The organism is Streptomyces sp. NPDC002467 (assembly GCF_042889825.1).
Taxonomy (GTDB): domain Bacteria; phylum Actinomycetota; class Actinomycetes; order Streptomycetales; family Streptomycetaceae; genus Streptomyces.
Genome location: NZ_JBIARJ010000007.1, coordinates 33,470 through 50,129 on the forward strand (window position 1 = coordinate 33,470; position 16,660 = coordinate 50,129).

Annotated in this window: 18 protein-coding genes and 1 pseudogene; 11 read left to right on the plus strand and 8 right to left on the minus strand. The window is 71.0% G+C overall.

Going from position 1 to position 16,660, the window contains the following annotated elements; genetic code table 11:
* Positions 1–47: 47 nt before the first annotated feature.
* Positions 48–578 (plus strand): DinB family protein, encoded by a 531-nt coding sequence (locus ACFYYJ_RS16385; protein WP_389132874.1) that lies wholly within the window; start codon positions 48–50, stop codon positions 576–578.
* On the opposite strand, the gene ACFYYJ_RS16390 is transcribed toward ACFYYJ_RS16385, so the two are convergent.
* Genes ACFYYJ_RS16390 through ACFYYJ_RS16400 form a run of 3 tightly spaced genes read right to left on the minus strand, consistent with a single transcriptional unit; the run spans position 571 to position 2,532 of the window.
* Entirely contained in the window at positions 571–1,068 is a 498-nt protein-coding gene (locus tag ACFYYJ_RS16390) for a GNAT family N-acetyltransferase (RefSeq protein WP_389132877.1), read from the minus strand. The genes ACFYYJ_RS16385 and ACFYYJ_RS16390 overlap by 8 nt on opposite strands.
* A complete protein-coding gene (locus ACFYYJ_RS16395; protein ID WP_389132879.1) occupies positions 1,065–1,433 on the minus strand; it encodes an ArsR/SmtB family transcription factor in 369 nt (122 codons plus the stop codon). Before ACFYYJ_RS16395 ends, ACFYYJ_RS16390 begins: the two co-directional genes overlap by 4 nt.
* Positions 1,434–1,473: 40 nt before the next feature.
* A complete protein-coding gene (locus ACFYYJ_RS16400) occupies positions 1,474–2,532 on the minus strand; it encodes a flavin-containing monooxygenase (RefSeq protein ID WP_389132881.1) in 1,059 nt (352 codons plus the stop codon).
* Positions 2,533–2,638: 106 nt separating this feature from the next.
* On the opposite strand from ACFYYJ_RS16400, the gene ACFYYJ_RS16405 reads away from it, so the two are divergent.
* From ACFYYJ_RS16405 to ACFYYJ_RS16445, 9 genes are all read left to right on the plus strand, one after another.
* Positions 2,639–2,848 (plus strand): hypothetical protein, encoded by a 210-nt coding sequence (locus ACFYYJ_RS16405; protein ID WP_385367239.1) that lies wholly within the window; start codon positions 2,639–2,641, stop codon positions 2,846–2,848.
* A gap of 54 nt (positions 2,849–2,902) precedes the next feature.
* The gene (locus ACFYYJ_RS16410) at positions 2,903–4,264 is read left to right on the plus strand and encodes an FAD-dependent oxidoreductase (protein WP_389132884.1); all 1,362 of its coding nucleotides are present in this window, start codon (positions 2,903–2,905) and stop codon (positions 4,262–4,264) included.
* Positions 4,265–4,266: 2 nt separating this feature from the next.
* A complete protein-coding gene (locus ACFYYJ_RS16415; RefSeq protein WP_389132886.1) occupies positions 4,267–5,481 on the plus strand; it encodes an MFS transporter in 1,215 nt (404 codons plus the stop codon).
* A 52-nt stretch (positions 5,482–5,533) separates the two neighbouring features.
* Positions 5,534–5,824, plus strand: coding sequence for a Ku protein (locus tag ACFYYJ_RS16420; RefSeq protein WP_389132888.1), 291 nt, complete (start codon positions 5,534–5,536; stop codon positions 5,822–5,824).
* A gap of 2 nt (positions 5,825–5,826) precedes the next feature.
* Positions 5,827–6,126 (plus strand): hypothetical protein, encoded by a 300-nt coding sequence (locus ACFYYJ_RS16425; protein WP_389132890.1) that lies wholly within the window; start codon positions 5,827–5,829, stop codon positions 6,124–6,126.
* A gap of 604 nt (positions 6,127–6,730) precedes the next feature.
* Entirely contained in the window at positions 6,731–6,988 is a 258-nt protein-coding gene (locus ACFYYJ_RS16430; RefSeq protein ID WP_389132892.1) for a hypothetical protein, read from the plus strand.
* Positions 6,989–7,394: 406 nt separating this feature from the next.
* Positions 7,395–8,203, plus strand: a protein-coding gene (locus tag ACFYYJ_RS16435; RefSeq protein ID WP_389132895.1) for an IS5 family transposase whose coding sequence is annotated in 2 segments (ribosomal slippage) — positions 7,395–7,712 and positions 7,715–8,203 — 807 coding nt in all. Because the reading frame shifts where the segments join, the coding sequence is not laid out codon by codon here.
* 207 nt (positions 8,204–8,410) lie between these two features.
* Positions 8,411–9,349: a helicase associated domain-containing protein gene (locus ACFYYJ_RS16440; protein WP_389133507.1), complete on the plus strand. Its 939-nt coding sequence runs from the start codon at positions 8,411–8,413 to the stop codon at positions 9,347–9,349.
* Positions 9,350–9,437: 88 nt separating this feature from the next.
* The gene (locus ACFYYJ_RS16445) at positions 9,438–9,659 is read left to right on the plus strand and encodes a hypothetical protein (protein WP_389132898.1); all 222 of its coding nucleotides are present in this window, start codon (positions 9,438–9,440) and stop codon (positions 9,657–9,659) included.
* Positions 9,660–9,822: 163 nt separating this feature from the next.
* Here ACFYYJ_RS16445 and ACFYYJ_RS16450 read toward each other — a convergent pair whose 3' ends face one another.
* From ACFYYJ_RS16450 to ACFYYJ_RS16460, 3 genes are all read right to left on the minus strand, one after another.
* A complete protein-coding gene (locus tag ACFYYJ_RS16450; RefSeq protein ID WP_389132900.1) occupies positions 9,823–10,098 on the minus strand; it encodes a hypothetical protein in 276 nt (91 codons plus the stop codon).
* Positions 10,099–10,789: 691 nt separating this feature from the next.
* The gene (locus tag ACFYYJ_RS16455) at positions 10,790–11,155 is read right to left on the minus strand and encodes a hypothetical protein (RefSeq protein ID WP_389132902.1); all 366 of its coding nucleotides are present in this window, start codon (positions 11,153–11,155) and stop codon (positions 10,790–10,792) included.
* A gap of 408 nt (positions 11,156–11,563) precedes the next feature.
* Positions 11,564–11,767 (minus strand): hypothetical protein, encoded by a 204-nt coding sequence (locus ACFYYJ_RS16460; RefSeq protein ID WP_389132904.1) that lies wholly within the window; start codon positions 11,765–11,767, stop codon positions 11,564–11,566.
* Positions 11,768–11,909: 142 nt separating this feature from the next.
* Between ACFYYJ_RS16460 and ACFYYJ_RS16465 the strand changes: the two genes are divergently transcribed.
* Positions 11,910–14,690 carry a hypothetical protein gene (locus ACFYYJ_RS16465; RefSeq protein ID WP_389132907.1) on the plus strand — a complete coding sequence of 927 codons (2,781 nt, stop codon included), beginning with the start codon at positions 11,910–11,912 and terminating at the stop codon, positions 14,688–14,690.
* Positions 14,691–15,437: 747 nt separating this feature from the next.
* On the opposite strand, the gene ACFYYJ_RS16470 is transcribed toward ACFYYJ_RS16465, so the two are convergent.
* Both ACFYYJ_RS16470 and ACFYYJ_RS16475 read right to left on the minus strand, forming a co-directional pair.
* Positions 15,438–15,935: a hypothetical protein gene (locus ACFYYJ_RS16470; RefSeq protein ID WP_389132910.1), complete on the minus strand. Its 498-nt coding sequence runs from the start codon at positions 15,933–15,935 to the stop codon at positions 15,438–15,440.
* Positions 15,895–16,632 (minus strand): annotated as a pseudogene (locus ACFYYJ_RS16475) (transposase); the annotation flags it as partial. The pseudogene ACFYYJ_RS16475 and the gene ACFYYJ_RS16470, both read right to left, overlap by 41 nt.
* Positions 16,633–16,660 lie beyond the last annotated feature (28 nt).

Below are 16,660 nucleotides of genomic sequence, written 5' to 3' on the forward strand. Positions count from 1 at the left end.
GGGCGGGAATCATCGCGGTGGACGGGCGAGGACGATGAACGAGAGAGATGACGATGGACCGGCAGGCCGCGTACGCGGACTACGAGCGCGAACGGCAGACCTTCCACGACCTGCTCGACAACGCCACGAAAGCCGACCTCGCCCGCCCCACCCGCGGCACCAAGTGGACCAACGAGCAGCTCCTGTGGCACATGCTCTTCGGTTACATGATCGCCCGCGTGCTGCTGGTCGTCGCCCGGGTCTTCTCGCGGCTCCCCCGCAGCGCCGGCAAGGCCTTCGCCAGTGCGCTGAACGCCGCGACCGGGCCGTTCGACTGGGTCAACTACGTCGGCCCGTGCGGGGCCGTGAAGGTCTTCGGGCCACGCCGCACGGCCGCCGCGTTCGACCTGGTCATCGACTCCCTGCACCGCCAGCTCGCAGCGGAATCGGATGCCGCCCTGGCCCGCGGCATGCACTTCCCCGTCCGCTGGGACCCGTTCTTCCAGGACGTCATGACCCTTGCCGACATCTACCGCTACCCGACACAGCACTTCGACTTCCACCGCCGCCAGCTCACCCTGGACGGCGGGCTCAGCTGATCAGCGGGCTGCGACGCTCGAGCAGGACGACGTCGCGCCACACGCCGTCGTGGCGGCCGATGCGCTCGCGGGTGCCGATGACTCGGAAGCCGGCCCGTTCGTGGACGGCAAGGCTGGCAGCATTCTCGGGAAAGATGCCGGACTGGATCGTCCAGATGCCGGCCGCCTCGGTGGAGGCGGTCAGCGCACCCAGAAGCGCCTTGGCGACGCCTTGTCCGCGGGCGGCGGGGTGCACGTAGACGGAGTGCTCGACCACGCCCGCGTACGCACACCGGTCCGAAGCCGCGCTCGCCGCGACCCAGCCCAGCACCCGGCCGTCGTCATCGAGGGCGGCGAAGCGGTGGCCGGGCAGCTTGGCCTTGTCGAACACGGCCCATTCCGGGGCCTGCGTCTCGAAGGTCGCATTGCCCTCGTCGATCCCCGCCTGGTAAATGCCCAGCACCTGCTCGGCGTGCTCCGGAAGGAGTTCCTCGATCCGCACGCCGGTCACGCCGCCTTCGCGGCGCCGGCCAGCAGCGCGCCCATGGCGGCGAGTACGGACGGCTCGACCCGGTAGTACACCCAGGTCCCCCGGCGCTCGGAGGACAGCAGCCCGGCCTCCTTCAGCTTCTTCAGGTGGTGGGAGACGGTCGGCTGGGAGACGCCGACATCGGAGATGTCACACACGCACGCCTCCCCGCCCTCGTGGGAGGCGACCGCGGAGAACAGCCGCAGGCGCACGGGATCACCGAGAGCCTTGAACATCTTCGCCGCGACCTCGGCCTCCTCGGCCGACATGGGGCGCTCGTTCAGCGGTGGGCAGCAGGCCGCGACGACGTCGGGCTCCAGCAACGGCAGAACCTTCACATTCGACATGCGTCTATGTTGACACACATCGAACCAAGGCGGCAGGGGGTCAGTTGCGGGCCAGGTGGGCGGCCATACGGCGGGCCGCCCGGGCGGCATCCCGGCCGACTCCACGCAGCGTGTTCGAGGACAGGCTGCGCCGCCACTCCAGCCCGACGAAGGCCAGGCCCGGATGAACGGAGGAGGCTCCGTCGCAGTGGCGGGGGTGTCCGGTCGGGTCGAGGGCGCCGTCGAGTCCGGCCAGGTAGGGCAGGTGGGGGCGGTAGCCGGTGGCCAGGATCAGCGCGTCCAGCCGCTCGGTTTCGCCGTCGGCCCAGGTGATCCGGTCTCCGTCGAGGCAGGTGAACATGGGGCGCCGGTCGGGGGCGCCTGCGGTGAAGGCGGCGCGGTACCGGCCGTCGTCCAGGACCGGCTGGGCGGGCGACCTCTTCAGCAGCCGGCGGAGCGGGGCGGCGTCCAGGCCGGTACGGGTGAGCCAGAAGTGCAGGTCCTTGCCCAGCAGGTGCTGCCGGGCGAACTTCACCGGCGCGCGCGTGGCCAGCGTGGTCCGGCTATCGCGGGCGAGCTCGGCGGCGATCTGCACCGCAGAGCTCCCTGCCCCGACCACCACGACGCGCTGCCCGGCGAACGGGGCCGGGCTGCGGTAGTCGGCCGCGTGCAGGACCCGCCCGGCGAAGGTCTCACGGCCCGGAAGGTGCGGGATGTGGGGGCGGCCGAATCTGCCCGAGGCGGCGACCACCGCCCGCGCCGACAGGTGCCCGCCGCTTTCCAGCTCGACGGTGAACCCGCTGCCGTCGGGCCGGACCGCGGTCACTCGCTGTCCGGTGCGGATGTCGGCCTGCAGGCGGGCGGCGTAGGCCGACAGGTAGGCGACGACCTCGTCCCGGTGCGGGTAGCGGTCCGGATCCCCACCGAACGGCATACCGGGCAGTGCACTGAACCGGGCCGGGGAAAACAGGGTCAGGCTGTCGTAGTAGCGCGGCCATGACCCGGCCGCCCGGTCCGACGCCTCCAGCACCACCGGCTTCAGCCCCGCCCTGACCAGCTCATGCGCGGACGCCAGCCCCGACTGCCCGCCTCCGATGACGACGGCTTCCACGTGCTCCACGGCAACTCCCGAGAAATAGATGAATGTCTATGTTGACGTCTATCGATACAGGTGCCATGCTGATCACACAAGCCATAGACAAACTTCGAAACACGAGGGAGTCGTCATGAACGAGCCGGTCACCCCCACCAGCCCCAACCGCGCCGAGACGGCGGGCACCTGTTGCGGCCCCGCCCCCGCACAGCCCGCCGCCGAGGCGGCTCCCACCCAGTCCGCACCGTGCTGCGGCACCAGCGAAAGCGCGGAAGCCGCCCGAGCCTGCTGCGACCCCCAGGCCAAGCGCGAAGCCGTCACCGCCGGCACCGGCTGCTGCTGACCACCTGACGTCCCCACCCACCCCGCTGCCTGCTTCAAGACCCGGAGACCCGTCATGAGCGAGACCACCACCGAGCTGCCCGTCGTCGTCATCGGGGCCGGCCCCGCCGGACTCGCGGCCGCCGCCCACCTCGTCGACCGCGGCCTGGAACCCCTCGTCCTCGAAGCCGGACCCGTCGCCGGATCCACCGTCCGCGAGTGGGCCCACGTACGGCTGTTCTCCCGTTGGGGCGAGGTCGTAGACCCGGCCGCCGAGAAGCTCCTGGCCCCGACCGGCTGGGTCAAGCCCGCCGAGGACACCTACCCCTCCGGCGGGGACTGGGCCGAGCGGTACCTCCAGCCCCTGGCCGACGTCCTCGGGGAGCAGGTGCGCTACGGAGCGCGCGTCACCGGCGTCTCCCGCACGGGGCGCGACCGCATCGTCGACGCCGACCGCGAGGCCCAGCCCTTCGTCGTCCACTACGAGAACGCCGACGGCCGCGAGCAGCGGGTCTTCGCCCGCGCGGTCATCGACGCCTCCGGTACCTGGTCAACCCCGAGCCCCGCCGGCGGCAGCGGACTCGCCGCCCTCGGCGAGAAGGCCGCCGCCGACCGGATCACCTACCGCGTCCCGGACCTCAAGGACCCGGCGATCCGCACCCGCTACGCCGGGAAGCGCACCGCGGTCATCGGCTCCGGAGCCTCCGCCTTCACCGCCCTCGCCTACCTCGCCGATCTCGCCAAGGCCGACGACGGCCAGGGCACGCACGCCACATGGATCCTGCGCCGCGGGATCTCCGGCTCGACCTTCGGCGGCGGCGAGGCCGACCAACTGCCCGCCCGCGGAGCCCTCGGTCTCGCCGCGAAGGCGGCCGTCGACGGCGGCTACGCGGACGCGGTCACCGGCTTCCGCACGGACGCGGTCGAGCGCGACGGTGACGGCCGGCTGGTCCTCGTCGGGGAGGACGGCCGCCGCCTGGACCCGGTCGACGAGGTCATCGTCCTCACCGGTTTCCGTCCCGACCTCACCTTCCTGAACGAGCTCCGTCTCGGTCTCGACGAGCGCCTCCAGGCGCCGGTCGAGCTGGCTCCGCTGATCGACCCGAACCAGCACTCCTGCGGCACCGTCTACCCCCACGGCGTGAACGAGCTCTCCCACCCGGAGAAGGACGTCTACCTCGTCGGCATGAAGTCCTACGGCCGCGCCCCCACCTTCCTCGCCATGACCGGCTACGAGCAGGTCCGATCCATCGCCGCCCACCTCGCCGGCGACCACGAAGCTGCCGAGCGCGTCGAACTCACCCTCCCCGAGACCGGGGTGTGCGGCGGCGCCGGTCTCTTCGACGAGCCCGCAGCCGCGGAGGAGACCGGCGGCGGGTGCTGCGCGGCCCCGGCCACCCTCACCATCGGCGCCCCCCTCTCCTCCGGCGGCTGCTGAACGTGCCCAACACCAAGGCCAGCGTGGCCGCGACCGGGACGGGGGTCCGGTCGCGGCCACGCGCCGTCCTGCCCGCCCTCTGCGCCACGCAGATCACCGGCTGGGGCATCGTCTACTACGCCTTCATCGTCCTCAACCCGGCCATCACCGCCGACACCGGCTGGAGCACGGGCGCGACCACCGCGGCGTTCTCCGCCGCCCTCGTCGTCTCCGCCATAGCGGGGATCTACGTCGGCCGCGTCCTGGACCACCGCGGGCCCCGCACCGTCATGACGGCCGGCTCCGTCCTGGGTTCGCTGAGCCTGCTGGTGATCGCCGCAGCCCCCAACCCGGCCGTCTTCTTCGCCGGATGGCTGCTCGCCGGAGCGGCGATGGCCGCCATCCTCTACCAGCCCGCCTTCGCCGCCCTCACCCGCTGGTGGGCCCCCGACCACGTCCGCGCCCTCACCATCGTCACCCTCGCCGGCGGACTCGCCTCCACCGTCTTCGCACCCCTGACCGCGATCCTCGCCGACCACATGTCCTGGCGCGCCACCTACGTAGTCCTCGCAGGCATCCTCGCGGCCCTGACCATCCCGGCGCACGCGATCGCGCTGAAGGCTCCCTGGCCGCCGGCTCCGCCGAGCCCGCCGCACGTCACCAGTGGCCACGAGGGTGTGGTGCGCAGCCGGGCGTTCCGGATGCTGGCCGTCACCTTCACCCTGTCCGCGTTCGCGATGTACGCCGTCGTCATCGGCCTCGTCCCCCTCCTGATCGAACGCGGCTACACCACCACCCAGGCCGCATGGGCCCTTGGCCTCGGCGGGGCGGGGCAGACCCTCGGCCGCACCTTGTACGCGACTCTCGCCCGCCGCCTGGGCGTGACCGCCCGCACCGTGACCCTGATCACACTCGGCGCCCTGACCACCGCAGCCCTCGCCGCCGTGGCCGGCCCCTACGCCCTGCTCGTCGCCGTGTCCGTCCTCGCCGGGGTGATCCGCGGCAACCTCACCCTCCTCCAGGCCACCGCCGTCACCGACCGCTGGGGCACCACCCACTACGGCCGACTCTCCGGCCTCCTCGGCGCACCAGCCCACGCGGCCGCCGCCCTCGCCCCCTTCGCTGGCGCAGTCCTGGCCGGACCCCTCGGCGGCTACCCCGCACTGTTCGCACTGCTCGCCGTCCTGTCAGCGGCAGCCGCCGTCATAGCCCTCGGCGCACGCCCGCAACCGGCCTGAGGAGCGACTCACCCGAACCGGCGATAGCGCCACACCTGTTGCAACGCCTACCGTGAGTGCTTCGCGGGCTGAGCTGCACAGACTTTCCGTCCACCACCTCGCGCCACACCTGCTCCCCCAGAGAAGCAAGGTCTACAGCCTCCTGGAACAGGCCCTGGCCAAGGCCGGGAAGGCGGGCATCGCCACCTTCGTGATGCGCCAGCACGAGTACCTCGTCGCCCTCAAAGCCGAGAACGGCCTCCTGACCCTGCACACGCTGCACTGGGCGGACGAGATCAGAGACCCCCCAACGCCGAGATCGACACCCTTCCCGGCAGGGCGAAGGCCACGGCCAAGGAGCTGAAGATGGCCGAGCAGCTCATCGGCGCCATGAGCATGAGCTGGGACCCGGACGAGTTCCACGACACATTCCAGGAGAAGGTGGCCGCCCTCATCGAGGCCAAGAAGGCCGGCGAAACCGTGGAAAAGGCCGAACCCGCCGCCGAGCCGACCGGCGTCGTCGATCTCATGGAGGCCCTGCGGGGCAGCGTCGACGCGCCGGCAGCCCGAAGGCCACGGGCGGCAAGGCTTCCGCTTCCTCAAAGGCGGCCGCGAAGAAGCCGCCAGCCGAGAAGCGGATCCGCTCGACACCCAAGGAAGGCCTGAGCGGGCTGTCGAAGGCCGACCTCTACAAGAAGGCCGCCGCTGCCAACCTCCCCGGCCGGTCAACCATGTCCCGAGAGGATCTCGTGAAGGCCATGTCCTGAGAAGGGGGCCGCGGCGGCAACCAGGCGGCCGATCCACCGAGAGCTGGCCGATGGGCGGTCGCCTGTACCGCTTTCGGTGGATCCCGGGGTGCCAACGCCTGAGCCCGGGCAGTCTGGAGGTCGCGGACCGGCCAGTGGACCGGCCCGATCGGGCGTCGGGGAGGGGTGGATTGTGGTCGACAGGGTGCTGGAGGCGTTGGGTGCCGCGCACGAGGGATCGGTGGGGGTGCTGCTGGACGACGGCAGCGAGCCGGGGCCGGTGTACTTCGACGTGGGCAGCGGTTCGCGCATGCCGTCGTCGACCGAGTGCCACTGCTACGACGGCCGGCACGGCCCACCCCGGGCGGCGCTCCTGCGGGGCGGCTGCTCCTGCGGCTGGCGGGGCGCGGCCGAGTACCCGCTCGACTGGAGCACCCTCCCTGGCGACCAGCCGCTGTATGAGGCGGATGTCGACCTGTCGGGGCCGGTTGTGGACTACGAGGCACACGTGTCATTGATCCGGGATGCGGCAGTACCGCTCCCCCGCGGAGCTCACCGGTCTTCTCAACAACCTCGTCCGCGTCCTTGATGGCTTGGCCGTCGAGGAGCCGCTGGTCGCACTGAAAGCCCTCGCTGACCTGCGGTACGTCATCGCCCAGACTGGCCAGTACGCCGTGTACGAACTCGCCGCCCTGGAGGTGCCGCTCAAGGAGGTGGCGTCCGCGCTCGGTACGAGCGAGGCCGCGGCCCGCAGCTACCTCAACGACTACCGCCACTCCTGACCCCGGCCCGCCCGGCGTCGCTCACACCTCATCCGACGCAGACCCGGACCGGAAAGCGACGGGTACGCGCAGGCCGAGGGCGACAGCCGCGCGTCGGCACCCCGCGCGAACGGCAGCCAGCTCTGCCCTCACATCCGCCCCCGGCCGCTCACCGGCGGCCGCCAGGGCCCTGGCGGCCGCCGTGTGCAGCTCGGTCCGCGCGGTCGCGCCGTCGCCAGGCAGCACGGTGACCTCGGCGGCGTCCGCAACCGTGCCGACCAGTTGCGCCACCTCTGCCGGCCCAGACACTGACCGGTGAACATGAACGCCGAGCAGCCGGGGTGCCCACTTTGAGCTCGTAACAAGATCTTGATGAGATGTTCTGGTCAGCCGTGACCGGTGTGACGATTCGGCCGTTCGTGATCGTGTGAGTACTCGGCCGTGGATCGTGGACGACGACTTGTGGGCGTTGATCGAGCCGCTGCTGCCGCCTTGGCCGACGAGGTCGCCAGGGCCGCGGCCGGTGGCCGACCGATTGTGTCTGCAGGGCATCCTGTACGTCCTCTGCAACGACATAGCCTGGCAACTCCTGCCCCCTGAGCTGGGGTTCGGCTCGGGGCAGACCTGCTGGCGAAGGCTGGAGCGGTGGCAGCAGGCCGGAGTCTTCTGCCAGCTGCACCGGATCCTGCTCGCCGAGCTGAACGCAGCCGGCCGCCTCGACTGGTCCAGGGCCTGCGTGGACGGCTCCCACATCCGCGCGAAAAAGGGGGCGCCGACACCGGTCCGTCGCCGGTCGACCGGCGGAAAACGGGCAGCAAACACCGTTTGATCTGTGACGGACGCGGCACCCCGCTGAGAGTCATCACGACCGCGGCGAACGTCAACGACGTCACCCAGACCCTCGCCCTGGTCGACGGCATCCCACCGGTGGCAGGCCGTCCCGGCCGGCCCCGCAGACGCCCCGAGGCCCTGCTCGGCGACAAGGGATACGACTCAAACCCCAACCGCGATGAGCTGCGTAAACGCCGGATCCTGCCGGTCATCTCCCGCAAAGGCGCCCCGAACATCAAGGGCATGGGCAAGCTCCGCTACGTCGTCGAGCAGACCTTCGCCCTGCTCCACCAGTTCAGACGACTCGCCGTCCGCTGGGAACGCCGCACCGAACTCCACGACGCCTTCGTCACCCTGGCCTGCAGCCTCATCCGCTGGAGACGCCTCAACAAGACCGACTCATGATCGTGTTACGAGCTCATAGGACCGGGAGTCGACCACGACCCACCGGACGGTTCCTGTTGCCGGGGAGACGGCCCGTTCTCCCGCATAGATGCGCTCCACCTGCCGAATGTAACCACCACTCCCCCGCCCTCACCCAGGGATCGTCACGCGACCATTCCCGCAGGTGACAACCAGAACAAACATCCCTCGTACTCCAACCACCCCTAGATAAATGGGCTCAGGGCGCATGATGTCTTCAACACCGAACGTCAGGACTGGCGGAGGGGCGTCGAGGCGGCCCTCCGGTACCGGGAACGCGAGGGCGACCTCCAGGTCCCCTACGACCACACCGAAGGCCCGTACCCGCTCGGGCGGTGGCTCTCCGACCAGCGCCGCACCTTCCGCGCCGGACAGATGACCGGCGAACGGGCCGCCGAGCTCGAGGAGCTCGGGATCGTGTGGGACACCGCCGACGCCGCCTTCGAGACCAACCTCGCCGCCGCCCGCGCCTACCACCGGCTCCACGGCACCCTCGCCGCCGCACGAGGCGCCGCCATCCTCGACATCCAAGTCGGGCAGTGGCTCACCAACGTCCGCAGACCCGGCGGACTCGGGAAAGACGCGGTACGCGCCGCACGGCGAGCGGCAGCGCTGGCCGCAATCGACGAGGACTGGAACCCCGCGGCGCGCGGGTGGACGGTCGACTGGCAGCGCCACTACACCTACCTCACCCAGCTCCTGGCCGAAGGCACCCGCCTGAAAGCCATCACCGCCGGAGTGACCCGGCACGGCGAAGACATCGGCCGTTGGCTCGCCACCCAACAGCGGGACTGGGCCCGGCTGAACGCCGAGCAGCAAGCCCGGCTCGGTGCCCTCGGCATCACCCCGGCACGGGTCGTACGGGCCCGCCAGACGCCCATCAAGACGAGCGCGACCTTCACGTCCGTGCGAGGCGCGGAAGCCTTCCAGACCGGCCTTCAAGCCCTGACGCAGTACCTGGAACGGGAAGGCGGCGGTGTACCGGGACGGTCTCACATCGAGCACCACCCCGACGGAAGCGAGCACCGCACGGGGGTGTGGCTCGCCAACCAGAAAGCCCGCCGCGACCGACTCGACCACGCCCAGCTCCAAGCCCTCGCCGAGCTGGGCGTGGACTGGGCCCGGTAGAGGTCAGGCTGATACCCGCCCGTACGCGGTCCCTCACACGGCTGGACATCCCAGAGCATCCTCGGGCGCGATCCGTCGTTGTGCCGGTATGAAGACGATCACTTCCACCGCCCTTGCCTGCGCCGCGCTCCTCATCGCCACCGTCCCGGCCGCAGCAGAAGGGATCGGCTCGGACACCACCGGCATCGACCAGGCCAGGCGCGTGGTCGACAATGGCAATGGCGGCGCCTGGGGCAGCGGCAACCACAACTTCAGCGGAAACGAGCCGGAAGCCAACCTCCTGGACCAGCTGCTCGCCCCCACCGACTAACGATCCACGGCAAACCAGCAAGAATCAGACGAGCCGGGGACGAGCCGCCGGATGCTTTGTACGGTCCCGGTCACGGGCAGGCTCCATGACCGCCGCCCGCTTCCGGGGCGGCATGACCCTGGGCCTCTTCCGAGAGACCCCGTGCAGGGACGCCTGCGACCCCTCAGCCAGCCGACTTCTCCACGCCGAACGCGTAGTAAGCATTGTTCGTGAACGCGTCATACGGCCCCAGCGCTCCGGTGCTGCGCAGCACGAAGTCCCCACTCTGGCCGTTCCACGACCGGACATAGGCACTCTCCACGACCTGCTCCTTGAGCATCGCAATCAGCAGGCTGATGTTGGTGTTGTCCGCATCCACGGCGTCATAACCATTGCGCCCCGCGATCGACGCCGGGGTCTCGTCGGCCTCGGAACCCGTGAGAAGCACAATCTCAGTCACTGATAACCCTTCTGATCAAAGTGAAGGCACGCGGATGCCACCGGCTCGAGCCACTGCGCACCGAGCCCATACGACACCGCAATCCTCGACATCCAGAACCCACGACACAGGGCTGGACCGTGGACCGGCAGCAGCCCTACGCCCATGAACCGCCAACCAGAAGCAGCGCCGCGACCGTCTCGACCGGGCGCAGCTCGGCGTGCTCGCCGAGCTGGGCGTGGAGTGGGCCGAGCAGCGGTCCGGCCGGCGGCGGAGCGGCCGCGGCCGGTACACCGCGCCCCGGTACAGGGTGACCACGCCGGCCATGCCGCCCAGGAACGTCAACACGAAGTCCAACTCCACCAGACCGAGATGGCCCGCCCGCCAGCCCGCCGCGAGCAGCGCGCCGGCCAGCAGCAGGCCCTCGACGGCGATCAGGTCCCGGCCGGGCCTGGCGCTCGGGAGCTTTACAGCCGTAAAACTCCCGAGCGCCAGGCCGCCCGCCCACGCACCGATACCCCGCCGCCCGGGGGCCGTGGCCGTCACCGGCCCCGTCCCCGGCCCGAGGTCTGAGCGGCCGCCTGCCGGTGCGCGGGCACCGCAGGCGCGGCCCGGCCGGGGGCCGCGCCGGTGGGGGTGGTGGTGGAACGGGAGCGGGCAGCGGAGGCGGAGACGCGGGGACCGTCGGGAACCGGAGCGCCGGGCGGGGCGGTCAGGCGCGCAACGTGGCACCGACCATGCGCCCCGCGAGTCCACCGGGCGAACCACCCTGCTGCCAGGCAGTGCTCTCCCCAAGCCCGGCCTGCAGGCGGTCGCGCAGTCCCTGCTCTCCCTCCGGACCGCGAGCGACACCGGCCATGCGGGCCGCGAGCAGCGGCCAGGCCTCGGTACTGACCAAGAGGGCGGTCTCCCACTCGGAGCCGATGCAGTCCCGCACAAGGGACACCAGCCGGCTGTTCGCCGCCGTTCCAACGCCAAGCTGTCCAAGGACCGCGGGCCGGTCCGACAGGTCCAAGTCGTTCGGCACGGACAGGCCTTCGGTCAGCGGCCTCCACATCGCGCGGGCATCCGCGCTCACCGCCACCGGCTCCGCGGCAGGAGCAGGAGCAGGAGGCGGAGCAGGAGCAGCGGGGGCAGCCGCCGGCGCGGCGGACGGTGCGGCGGCGGACGGTGCAGCGGGCGCCGCGGACTGGTCGGGGGCGGGGGCGAGCCGGGCGGCGGGTCGGCCGATGGGAACCGCCGACCCCGGCCCACCATCCAGCCCCCTACACGGACGCCACGGAGCGGCCGGTCGAGGCACCGAGCGTGCTCGACAACTGACGTCCCGGCCCTGCTCGTCTCCGCGACGACGACCCCGCACCCTCTACGCCGGCGCTTGGGGCATGCGCGAGCAATGGCCGAGCTCCCGGCGCACGGCCTGACCTGTGAGGCGCCATCCGGGACCGGACAGGGGTGAGTGGGGCGGCAAGGCGCTGCTGGCAGGCGCTCAGGACAGGAACTGTGCGAGCACGCCGGCGAAAACGGCCGCGAGGCTGAGAGCGGCGGCGAAGGCGGCGCTGGCGCGTACAAGCGCGGCGGGGTAGGTGGCGCCGTCGAGGCGGGCCAGCACGCCCGCGGCGGCGGCCGCCAGGAACGCGACGACGACGACCAGGGCGGCGGTGAGCAGGACGGTGGCGATGTGGTTCTTCACGGCGATCTCCCCTGACGTGACAGGAACGGTGAGGTGAGTGACGTGACCAAGTTCGCCGAAACGGTGGTGCCCAAGGTCCGGCCGGATGAAGCTGGACACTGTTGGACATGCAAGGGCAGGGGGGCGTGTGGGCGCGGAGCCTATGACACCTGATGAAGCGCTCATCCGGCTGCGCGAGCGGCTGGGGTACGGGCTCGAGGAAGCGCGGCTGACCAAACTTCAGCTCGTCGCCCGCACGCGCCTGAGCCGCAGCACCATCCAGGCGGCCTTCCAGAACGGCGGGACCGTACCGAGCGCGGCTACGCTCGGCGCGCTGGCAGCCGCGCTGGGCCTGCCGCGCGGTGAACTGCTGGAACTAAGGCGGATGGCAGTCGGTGTGCCCGGCCCGGCGCCCGCGCCGGGGCCGGGCAGGCTGATCACCGAGTGGGATCCGCACGATCTGGAAGTCCACCCTGCGGGGGTCGTCGCAGGAATCCCCGCAGCGACCGCCGCCGGCCCCCGCTCTGGCTCCCCCGGACCGGGACGGGTGTTACCCGGCTACGTGCGGCGCGGCCACGACGTGGTGCTGGCCGATGTCGTGCAGGAGGCGAGGAAGGGCCGGAGCCGGATGGTGGTCCTGGTAGGCCCGTCCTCGACCGGGAAGACCCGGGCATGCTGGGAAGCCGTACAACCGCTCGCCGCCGACGGATGGCGGCTGTGGCACCCCTACGATCCGACCCGGACCGAAGCGGCTCTCGCCGACCTCGAACGCGTCGCGCCCCTCACGGTGGTGTGGCTCAACGACGCCCAGCACTACCTCGACGACCCGCAGACCGGCGAGCGCATCGCCGCCGCACTGCACACCCTCCTCACCGAGCCCGGGCGCGGCCCGGTCCTGGTCCTGGGCACCTTGTGGCCCGAGTGCGCCGACCTGTACGCGTACGTCCCCGGCCCCGGCGAACCCGATCCCCACAGCCGGACCCGCGAGATCCTCGCCGGACGCACCCTCACCGTCCCCGACACGTTCGACGCGCACGCGCTCCGCACCGCCGAAAGCATCGCCGAGGACGGCGATCGGCTGCTCGCCGATGCCCTCGTCCGCACCCGTGCCAACGGCCGGGTCACCCAGGACCTCGCCGGCGCCCCCGAGCTGCTGCGTCGCCACGAGCACGCCAGCCCGCCCGCAAGGGCGTTGCTGGAGGCGGCGATGGACGCCCGCCGCCTCGGCGTCGGGCTCCACCTCCCCCAGGCGTTCCTCACCCGGGCGGCTGCCGACTACATCACCGATCACGACTGGGACCGGCTCGCCGACGACTGGGTAGAGGCCGCCTACGCCGATCTCGCCCGCTCGTTGTACGGCAAGCAGGCTCCTCTGCTCCGTGTCCATCCTCGTCCGGCCTATCGCCCATCGGCCGACCGAGCGGAACCGGACCCTGCATGTGCGGCGTCGGCCGGACCCGTTTTCCGCCTCGCGGATTTCCTCGAACAGCACGGCCGCACCATCCGTAAGTGGGCGTGCCCGCCCGACTCGTTCTGGGCTGCCGCTGAAGCTCACCTCACCGACGGGAGCAGTCTCAATAACCTCGCCGGAGCCGCAGAGGTCCGGCACCGCCTGCAATGGGCTCACCGTCTTCGGTGCCGTGCCGCCGATGCCGGGGACATCGGCGCCATGTACGTCCTGGCGCGGGAGCGAGAGCGGGCGGGGGACCACGACGGTGCCGCTGCCTTGTACCAAAGAGCCCTCGATGCCGGCGCCACCGGCGCCTTGGCCGGCCTGGCGCGGATGCGCGAGCAGCTGGGGGACGACGACGGTGCCGCCGTCCTGTACCGAGCGGCCCTCGCGGCCGGCGACAGCAGCGTCCTGAACTCTCTGGCTCAGACGCTGGAGTACAAGGACCAGGAAGACGCCGCCGTCCTCTACCGAAGGGCCGTCGAAGCCGGCAGCAGCTTCGCCATGTACAAACTGGCGCACATGGAGGAGGAGGCAGGGAACCAGGAGGGGGCTGAAGCCCTCTACCTCCGGGCTGCCGATGCCGGCGACAAGCACAGCCTGGAGTGTGCGGCACTGCTGCGGGAACGAGCCGGCGATCGAGAGGGCGCCGAGGCCCTCCTTCGGCGGGCCGTCGACGCCGGTGACATCGAGGCGTTGCACAACATCGCGCAGGGGCGGTGGCACGCTGGCGACGTGGAGGGCGCCGAGGCCCTCTACCTCCAGGCTGCGGACGCCGGCCACACCGACGCGCTGTGCCGCTTGGCGTTGATGCGAGAGATGGTCGGGGACCGGGATGGCGCCGAAGCCTCCCTCAAGCGGGCCGCTGACGCCGGCGATACCAGGGCCATCGTCCACCTGGCACGGATGCGGGACGAAGCAGGGGACTGGGATGAGGCGGCGGCACTCTACCAGCGGGCTGCCCATGCTGGTGAGCTCGTTTCCCTGAAGCGCTTGGTGGAAGTGCTGTGTCAGGAAGGGGACTGGGACGGTGCACAGGCCCTCGCCCGCGGGGTGGCGGACCTTGGCCATGTCCACGCACTGTGTACCCTGGCCCGGCTGCGCTGGCACTTGGGTGATCGCGAGGGTGCCGAGGCCCTCCTCCGGCCGGTTGCCGACACCGCCTCCACCAGTGCCCTCCAGGACAACGGCGTCTTCGCGTGGGTCACCGCTGCCTTCGACCCGGGAGCGCAAGCACTCAGAGAGCTCGTACTGATGAGGGAGGAGGCCGGCGACGGGGAGGGTGCCCAGATCTTCGCCCACCGGGCAGCCGATGCGGGAGACACCCACTCCCTCGCCGGCCTGGCGGAGAAGCGTCTGAAGGCCGGAGACCGGGAAGGGGCCGAAACGATCTATCGTCAGGCGGCTGACGCCGGTCAGTCTCTTTCTACCTTCGACCGGCAGTGGCCCCACGGGCTGGAGCCGGACGGCTCGCCGACGCACCCGGAAGCATGAGCCGAGTGCGGCGGTGCGGCATCGGGCCATGCCTCCACTCTGCCGCGGACCGGGCGGGCGGGCTTCACCGCGGTGGCGCGCTCAGCGGCCCGCTGGCTTTGTACGCGTCGAAGAGCAGCGTTTTGACAGCAGTTCGGGAGTCATCCCAGCCGTGGGCGCCGAGCCGTTGTTCATGACGTCCGACGGCATCGCCAGTGCCGGGACGTAGCGCTGGCAATCCGGGCGTCCGCGGGAGTCGGGTAGCCAGGGACAAAAGCGCTGGCTACGGAGTCAGGCGACCGGTGGCTCGGCACTGACGCCGTCTCGCGGCCGGCCGTGGAGTACTGCCTCCGGTTCTCGTGAACATCGACCTTCGGCCGCGGCTGGTGCCTCCCGAAGTCATGACGAACGGGCTTCACAACCCGTGAACAAAGCCAGCCTGCGGTGGCCCGGCTGCGAGGCGGTACATGACCTGTCGCAGCGTGACCTTGAGCGGCGCGTACCCGTCCACGATCTCCCGAGCGCGGTCCACGACGAGAGGCCACCGGATCCGTTCACGAGCCATACCGGTACATGTACTCCTCCGCGGTCTCGCCGGCCCCCTGGATACGGATATACCTCTCCCCTCGGCTATCGCGAGGTAAGACACCTCATGCAGTTAAACCGTCAAGCCGTGGGGGTGGGCCGTCTCTTCCGCATCTTGTCGCGGGTTCGCCCCTGGGTCCGAGTCGGCACGCGGGGGTCGACTGAGGGCCATGGGGCTGTGGATCACCAGACCGTGCCGAAGAACCGTGTCCACCAGCTGGGCCGGGCCGAGAAGTACTCCAGTTTGCTGGGGCCGTCGTAGTCGCTCTCCAGCAGCTCCTCGGGGACACTCACGTAGCCGAGGTCGGCCAACGCCCGCTCCACGGTGGCGAGGTCTCCGAGGTCCAGCGCCCCCTCCTCGTGGGCCTCGTCCGTGCCGAGGAAGGCCCCCGGATTGTCGGCGCAGACCTCGGCGAGGGATCCGAACTTGCTCACGCAGACCACGATCCGCGTCCCGCAGACCGTCGCGTCCGCGGGCACGTGGACGCGGCCGTACTCGCTGGAGTCCTGGGTGTCCCGATCGGACTCGCACGAGGCGCCGAAGTCCGCTTCGAGCCGGCGCACCAGCCCGCCGAACTTGAGGCCGGTCGCCGCGCGGTCGTAGTACAGCGGCTGTTCCAGCCGCTCCGGGTCATCGAGTTCACGCAACAGGGCCAGCAGTTCCATCTCGCTCTTCGCCATCCACACATCCTGCCCGTCGGGTGGGAGCGGTGAGACAGAGCCGTACTGTTCCCGCCGTAGCTGTCGCTGCTGCCTGGGGCTCTGGAGGGAAGGCGATTGCTTCATCGAACGGGGTCCGTGCCAGGAGGCAGTGGTGGAGCTGGCCGAGCATCCGGTTGAACAGGTGCCGCAGGGCTTGCATGTGCCAGTCTCCTCCTGCCCTGCGGCGCCTGTAGTGGGAGTCCGCGCCGCTTGAACCGCTGAGGGAGGCGAAGGCCCACAGGTGGCCGACGTGGTTGAGCCGGTCGTTGTTCACGAACCGGCGTCCGGCACAGCGGCGTTTGCCCGAGGCCCGCGTGATCGGGGCCGAGCCGGCGTACGCCTTCAGCCCTCCAGCCGTGGCGAACCGGCTCCTGTCATCGCCGATCTCGCCCAGGATGCGGACACCGACCTGGGGACCGATCCCAGGGAAGCTCAGCATGATCGCCGCGTCCGGGTGCGACCGAAAGGCCTCCTCGGTGGCCCGCGCCAGGTCATCGACCGCCTGACAGGCCGCGTCCAGCTGCAGCAGCAGAGCCAGTGCCTGATTGCCCATGGCGTCCTCGACGAGGGGCAGCTGACGCAGGGCTTCCTCGCGGAAGAGCTGCTGGATTCGTTCGGCGTCCGTCTCGATACCCCGGCGGCGGCCGGCTCGCCGGAGCCGTATCCGGGCATGCGCCGTGGACGTGCTCCCGAGAGCTTGATGG

Bases quoted from the DNA above. Each gene is read 5' to 3' on its own strand.
- ACFYYJ_RS16385 (WP_389132874.1), top strand. From the start codon at position 48: ATGACGATGGACCGGCAGGCCGCGTACGCGGACTACGAGCGCGAACGG.
- ACFYYJ_RS16465 (WP_389132907.1), top strand. From the start codon at position 11,910: ATGACACCTGATGAAGCGCTCATCCGGCTGCGCGAGCGGCTGGGGTAC.
- ACFYYJ_RS16395 (WP_389132879.1), bottom strand. From the start codon at position 1,433: ATGTCGAATGTGAAGGTTCTGCCGTTGCTGGAGCCCGACGTCGTCGCG.
- ACFYYJ_RS16445 (WP_389132898.1), top strand. From the start codon at position 9,438: ATGAAGACGATCACTTCCACCGCCCTTGCCTGCGCCGCGCTCCTCATC.
- ACFYYJ_RS16470 (WP_389132910.1), bottom strand. From the start codon at position 15,935: ATGGCGAAGAGCGAGATGGAACTGCTGGCCCTGTTGCGTGAACTCGAT.
- ACFYYJ_RS16430 (WP_389132892.1), top strand. From the start codon at position 6,731: ATGCGGCAGTACCGCTCCCCCGCGGAGCTCACCGGTCTTCTCAACAAC.
- ACFYYJ_RS16425 (WP_389132890.1), top strand. From the start codon at position 5,827: ATGGCCGAGCAGCTCATCGGCGCCATGAGCATGAGCTGGGACCCGGAC.
- ACFYYJ_RS16410 (WP_389132884.1), top strand. From the start codon at position 2,903: ATGAGCGAGACCACCACCGAGCTGCCCGTCGTCGTCATCGGGGCCGGC.
- ACFYYJ_RS16405 (WP_385367239.1), top strand. From the start codon at position 2,639: ATGAACGAGCCGGTCACCCCCACCAGCCCCAACCGCGCCGAGACGGCG.